The sequence below is a fragment of the Bradyrhizobium sp. Unk1 genome, assembly GCF_059512345.1.
Genome location: NZ_JCAMOP010000111.1, coordinates 1 through 6,088 on the forward strand (window position 1 = coordinate 1; position 6,088 = coordinate 6,088).

3 protein-coding genes and 2 pseudogenes are annotated in these 6,088 nt (G+C 57.8%); all 5 read left to right on the forward strand.

The window, feature by feature from the left end; genetic code table 11:
- Window positions 1–929: 929 nt before the first annotated feature.
- The gene (locus AC5ZFO_RS46880) at window positions 930–2,135 is read left to right on the forward strand and encodes an HlyD family secretion protein (protein WP_496124123.1); all 1,206 of its coding nucleotides are present in this window, start codon (window positions 930–932) and stop codon (window positions 2,133–2,135) included.
- A complete protein-coding gene (locus AC5ZFO_RS46885; protein WP_496124124.1) occupies window positions 2,135–4,105 on the forward strand; it encodes a glycosyltransferase family 2 protein in 1,971 nt (656 codons plus the stop codon). The genes AC5ZFO_RS46880 and AC5ZFO_RS46885 overlap by 1 nt, the downstream gene beginning before the upstream one ends.
- A 10-nt stretch (window positions 4,106–4,115) precedes the next feature.
- Window positions 4,116–5,228: a cache domain-containing protein gene (locus tag AC5ZFO_RS46890; RefSeq protein WP_496124125.1), complete on the forward strand. Its 1,113-nt coding sequence runs from the start codon at window positions 4,116–4,118 to the stop codon at window positions 5,226–5,228.
- Window positions 5,229–5,482: 254 nt separating this feature from the next.
- A pseudogene (locus AC5ZFO_RS46895) lies at window positions 5,483–5,679 on the forward strand (IS256-like element IS6120 family transposase); the annotation flags it as partial.
- 16 nt (window positions 5,680–5,695) lie between these two features.
- Window positions 5,696–6,000 (forward strand): annotated as a pseudogene (locus AC5ZFO_RS46900) (transposase); the annotation flags it as partial.
- Between the last annotated feature and the right edge of the window lie 88 nt (window positions 6,001–6,088).

Consider the following 6,088-nt stretch of genomic DNA (forward strand, 5'->3'; position numbering starts at 1 on the left):
CTCGGTACGCCCGAGTAACCCTCGGACGCGCAGTGTAGGGCGAGCCACCTCACTGGAAGAGGCGGACATACGGCCTTACCGTCGAGCGGCAGCGGCGCACTTTCGAGTGGGCGCGTCGAGCGCGATACGCTGGGTTGCGCAGGCGCGAAGGACGGGCAGGGTAACGGCGAAGCCCGACGCACGCGATCCAACTCACACTTCCACGGGCATCCGCTGGTCCCCTTCAGGTGGGAGGCCTCCTGATCAGGCCGTTTATGATCAGCCAAACCTCCCAGGCCGCATTACTCAGCACCAAACGATCCCCCAAGGCTTCCATCGCGAGACTTAATCCGATTTGCGACCGTACGTTAGAACATGACAAAGACTGTCCGATTTCCGACATGCAGTCGGTCTGGTGCACTTCCGTGAAACAATATTCCTTACTGATCAAGCTTGTCGCAGTTGGCACAGGGTTTGAACAGAGAAGTGCATCCACGGGAGCCGCCTACGAAGCGGCGGCTACACTAACGCTTCTTCGGCTGTGGCCCTTTGGCGCAATGACACGAGCTGCCACATGGAGTCGGTCTCAATAGCACGTCACAAAAACTGCCCTCAATGTGGCTCTGCATTGGTCCACCTCGAGTGGCATGAACGCATCGGTGCGCGGAAGGTCCAAGATCTCTGGCGCTGCTGGAACTGCAGGAATGAATTCATGAACGTTTTCACTTCTGACGATACGGATCCTCCCGCCGCTGAGATCACGAAGCTATTCTTTACCAGCCTGTTAGTCTGATCATGACGCTGAGCCGCTAACACTCGCATCCGAGCGGCACCGGACTTGGCAATCCAAAGCAGGGCGGAGGGCAGCTTAGGCGAAAACGATTGGACCGTGGGCTGCTCAGAAATACGCTGCGCGACCTTCCCGTCATAAATGCAGTTGGAATGTCCTTATGAGGCTCGTACGTGCAATCGTCGGCTTGGCCCTGTTGGCAGTGGCATTGTACGTTATTATTGGTGAGCACTTCGCTGGAACATCGGCGGATGCTACACTCAATGCTCGGCTCTACATCGTTCGCGCCCCGATCGAAGGAAAGGTAACGCTTGCCGTAAAGAGCATCGGCGCGCGCATTAGCCCCGGCGAGCTCATAGCAGAAATCAACGACCAACGCTTCGATACCGCGAGGCTTCTTGAGCTTGATCGCGATCGCACGAACCAGCAGATCGAGCTCAACCGTCTCGTTGGCCAGCGAGAGGCATTGTCCGCATCCATGTCTCGCTTCGATGTTCAATCAACTGATTACCAGCGCGGAAGGGTTCGGCAGATTGAGGCTCGAATTGCCGAAACGAAAGCAGCTCAAGACGCTGCGGCCACACGCCTTCGTCAAGCGGACGCAGAATTCAAGCGAGCAAACGAACTAAGCACGCGTGGTGTACAGACGGCGGCGAATTTGGATCGCGCTCGCGCAACTTACGACGTAGCGCAGCAAGAACTGGAGAGTGCGCAGCAGCGAGTGAAATATTTAGAGACGGAACTTACGTCTGCTCGCGACGGCGTCTTCATCGGGGAGTCCTATAACGACGCTCCCTCCTCGGCCCAACGTATCCGAGAGCTCGAGCAGCGGCTGGGCGAGCTAAATGTCGACAAGGAGCAGGTGAAAGCACGTATTGTACAGCTCGGCCGGCAAATCGATGCCGAGCGTCTTCGTGTCAATAATTTGAGCTTCGCTACCCTTAATGCCAGCGTCGTTGGTCTAGTCTGGGACATACTAATAGACGATGGCCAATACGCGCGGCGCGGCCAGGATCTCGTCAAGATCGCAGACTGCAGTACACTGATCGTCACCGCGGGCGTCAGCGAATCTCTCTACGACGGCCTCTCGGTGGGAACGGCCGTGCAATTTCGGTTGTTTCGAGATGATCGTATTTTCAATGGAACCATAACCCGCCTTGGCGGATCCGGTGCGGCCTCGCTCTACACCAATCTTGCTGTGGGTCCAAGTGCGCAACATCTCCAGCGCTTTGATGTCACAGTGACAGTTCCGGATCTTGCAGGAGAGGCAGATCTCGGCTGCGCGATTGGACGCACTGGACGCGTCATCTTCACAGCTGGCCCAATCGCACAATTCCGTCGCTTTATAACGCGGTACGGACTCTGATGCTTCTGCTGTCCCCACTCGTTGCTGCCTTCGCAGGCGCTGCCTTCATAATTGGGCTTCGCCTTACCGTCTTTCCGTTGCTCAATCCGATGAAGTGGTATTGGCGCGCTCTTCTCCTGGGGGCGGCTGCCGTACTGTCTTGGCGTTATATGGTTTGGCGCTTCACCGAAACGCTGGCACCGCTCGACTGGACTGCGGACGCGCTGTTCAGTTGGGGATTCGCCATCCTCGAAGCTCTGACGATGCTTTCCTCTACCATCGCGTTTTTCATACTGTCGCGGGTGAAAGAGCGGTCGGCAGAAGCAGACCAGTACTCCGAATGGTGGCTGCCTGGAGAAGCGCCGCGTGTGGACGTTTTTATCACGACTTACAACGAGCCGTCGGAAGTGCTCGAACGCACTATCATTGGCGCGACGCAAATCCGCTATCCACGGCTTCGGATTTTTATCCTCGACGACGGCGCTAGGAATTGGGTGCGGCAACTTTGCGAGCTGCACGAAATCGGATATCTCGCGCGCTCGGATAAAGAGCATGCTAAAGCGGGGAACATTAACCATGCACTTCGCGTGCGCGCCCGCGATCCAGCCCCCCCGGTCTTTGTCGCTGTACTTGACGCAGATTTCGTTCCCCATGCGGACTTCATCGAGCGGACGCTAGCGTTGTTTCACGAGCCAAGCGTCGCGCTCGTGCAAACCCCGCAGCACTTCTTCAATCCTGATCCGATCCAACATAACCTTGGAATAAGCACCGCATATCCGGATGAACAACGTCATTTCTTTGACAACGTCGAGCCAGCGCGGGACGCTTGGGGGATTGCCATCTGCTGTGGGACATCATCCGTAATGCGGGTCCAGGCCGCCGAGCAGATTGGCTGGATTCCAACGCAAAGCGTAACCGAGGACTTCCTGCTCACCCTCAAGCTTGCGGAAAGCGGCTGGCAAACTGTGTACCTTAACGAGCCGTTGACTGAAGGTTTGGCTCCCGAAGGACTGAAAGAATATATTACTCAGCGTGGACGGTGGTGCCTCGGCTTGATGCAAATTGTCCGCAACTCATACAGCCCCTTTGGCATGCGCAGCCTTGGTCTGATGCATCGAATCGGGATCCTGGATTCATTGCTCTACTGGGTCAGCACCTTTCCCTTCAGGCTTGCCAGCCTGATTTGCCCACTGTTGTACTGGTGGTTCGGCATCACCATCGTGAACGCGTCGCTGGTGGAAATTATCAGTTATTATGTACCCTATTACCTAATGGTTCTGGTGTCCCTGAATTGGCTTTCAAAAGGGTTGTTTGTCCCGCTTCTGAACGATACGGCTCAACTGATCGCTGCCTGGCCCATCAGCCAGGCAGCTGCTCTCGGGCTTCTCACCAGCGGATCGCATAAATTCTCGGTGACGGCCAAAGGCGGCGACCGCACCAAGGTCGTTGTTCAATGGGCGTTGATGCGACCGTTTGTACTCCTGCTCGCTCTGACGATCGGCGGTTTGATCGCGCCGTTGAACTCCGAGTTTGTCTTCGATACGTCCGCAACAGCGGGCGACGGCACGGCTATCGTGATGTTCTGGACAGTTTACAACATTCTGGCGCTGTTCTTGGCAGTTGTGGTGTGCATTGAACGACCGCGATACGATCGACCTCAGCGCCAGATTCCAGAACCCATCACGTTGGTGATCCAAGGTGAGAAGCATCGCGGATGGCTTCTCAATCTGGGCCGAGGGGGCGCTCGAATCAGCGGTCCATCCGGACTTTCCGCCGGAGCAGCAGGGAAGCTCGACCTGCCCGGGATTAGCGGAGTAGACGCGCATGTTGCTGCGACTACTCGTGATGGCTATCGAATCAAGTTCTCTCCAACTCCCGAGCAAAGGGCGAAAATTATCAAGAAGCTTCACACTGAATCCGCCATGCCAGGGGCCGATCGAGGGAACATCTTGCAAATGATCCGCGAGTTGGCGCGAGCTCTAACGAGTTGAGGAGCGCGAGATGCCGAAAAGACCGAGCCTGCTCTCCTTGGTGTTCTGTGGAGGCGCCTTGCTCATATTGGTGCCGGCCGTGGTGACCGCGACGATCTACACGGCCTTGCTACAGCAAGGGGGAGAAAAGCTGCAGTTCGACGCGTTAAGAATTCGCGGCGAAATGAGTTCTGCGCTGTTGGCCCGCCGGCTCTATGGGGTCTGGATGGATGTAGCGCGGTCCGCTGAGCTCATTGACCTAGCAGATCTTAAGAATGCGCGAGTACACATCGACTTCTTGAGCCGCCTTGATCGACGCTACACTTGGCTCGGCGTCGCGGATCTCGAAGGGACCATTCTCGCGGCTAAAGACGGCATGCTCGAAGGAGTAAGCGTTGCACAGCGACCTTGGTTCAGACGGGGCCTTGTCTCGCCGGCGGCTATCGATGTGCATGCCGCTCAACTACTGGCCACCCAGTTGCCTGCATCTCGTGAGCCCTATCGGTTTATCGACCTGGCAGCGCCGTTGCGCCACGCCGGCTCCGTTGCCGGGGTCATCGGCGCCCACCTTGACTGGAAATGGGTCGCAGAAGGCATGGACTCGTTACAAGTACCCGGCATTGACGTGCTGCTGCTTTCGGGGGATCGAACCGTCCTGTTTGGTCCGCCGGATCTTATCAACAAGCCGCTCAACATCGGCTCCGCGCTTGCGGCTAGTCGCGTCACGACTGCGTCTCTGCGCGAACGTTGGCCTGACGGCAGGGACTACTTCACAGTGATCGTTCCGACGGTCGGCTTCGCGAACCTTCCAAGCTTCGGTTGGTCTCTTCTGGTTCGGCAGAGTGCCGACGAGTCGCTTGCGTCCACCCGTAATCTAATCCGATCATTCTGGAGCAGTTTCGGTGCTTGTGCCATTGCCACACTAGCACTGCTCTTTTGTGCGGCGCAGTGGCTGAGGACGCCCCTTCGCCGGCTCACGAATACAGCGGAGGCCCTCTTGCACGATCCATCCGCGCACCCGCTATATTCGGAGACACGCTTCAATGAAGCGGCGAGGCTCAGTGACGCGCTAGCTCGCATCCAGTCGAAGCTGATGGGGCACTCTGTTCGCAATTCGATCCAAGGACCGGGTGGGGACGACTAGCTAGTCGACGATCAGCATAGTCTTCGGATCGCCCTTCGAGGAGGTGCCACTTTTCTCCTTTGTTGCTGCCTCCCGACCTCACGGTTTCTGCTTGGAGGCGAATGTAAACCCGCCGGGAGTAAAGGAGCAATGATCAGAACCTCTGGATGGCCCTGGCGGGGTGACGTGAAGCGGGCGCACCTCCCGAGCAAGATCTGGAATCCATCACTCTGATCAGGGTCGGCGTTGGAGCGCCGGCTCGGGAAGGCACACCCATGCTCAAGGTAGTCCACGACGCCGAGGGAGCCGGTGGGTCGCTGCTCGACCAGATCGTTCGCGACGCCGCCCGGCAGATGCTCGCGGCCGCATTGCAGGCTGAGGTTGCTGCGTACGTCGAGCAGTTCGCCGACAAGGTTGACGAGGGGGGCATCGGCTGGTGGTCCGCAATGGCTTCCACGCCGAACGGGAGGTGACTCCAGGCCTATGCTGATCACGTTCTCGTTCCGGAATTGCGGCAGGGCGATATTGTCGTCATGGACAATTTGGGCAGCCACAAAGGCGCCAGCGTCCGCGCGGCGATCGAGCTGCCGGTGCAAAGCTCCTCTATCTTCCGCCCTACAGTCCCGACTTCAATCCGATCGAGAACGCCTTCTCAAAGCTGAAAGCGCTGCTGCGCACGGCCGCCGAGCGTACCGTCGAAGGCCTGTGGGCTGCCATCGGACGTTGCCTCGCCCGCTTTACGCCGCGCGAATGCGCCAACTACTTCGGAGCCGCCGGATACAAGCCAACTTGATCGGGAACTGCTCTAGCAGTCTGCTGAAGAACCCCCTCGCCAGGGAGGGGGCTTGATGATTCACTTTATCATCTCGATTCGGTGGAGG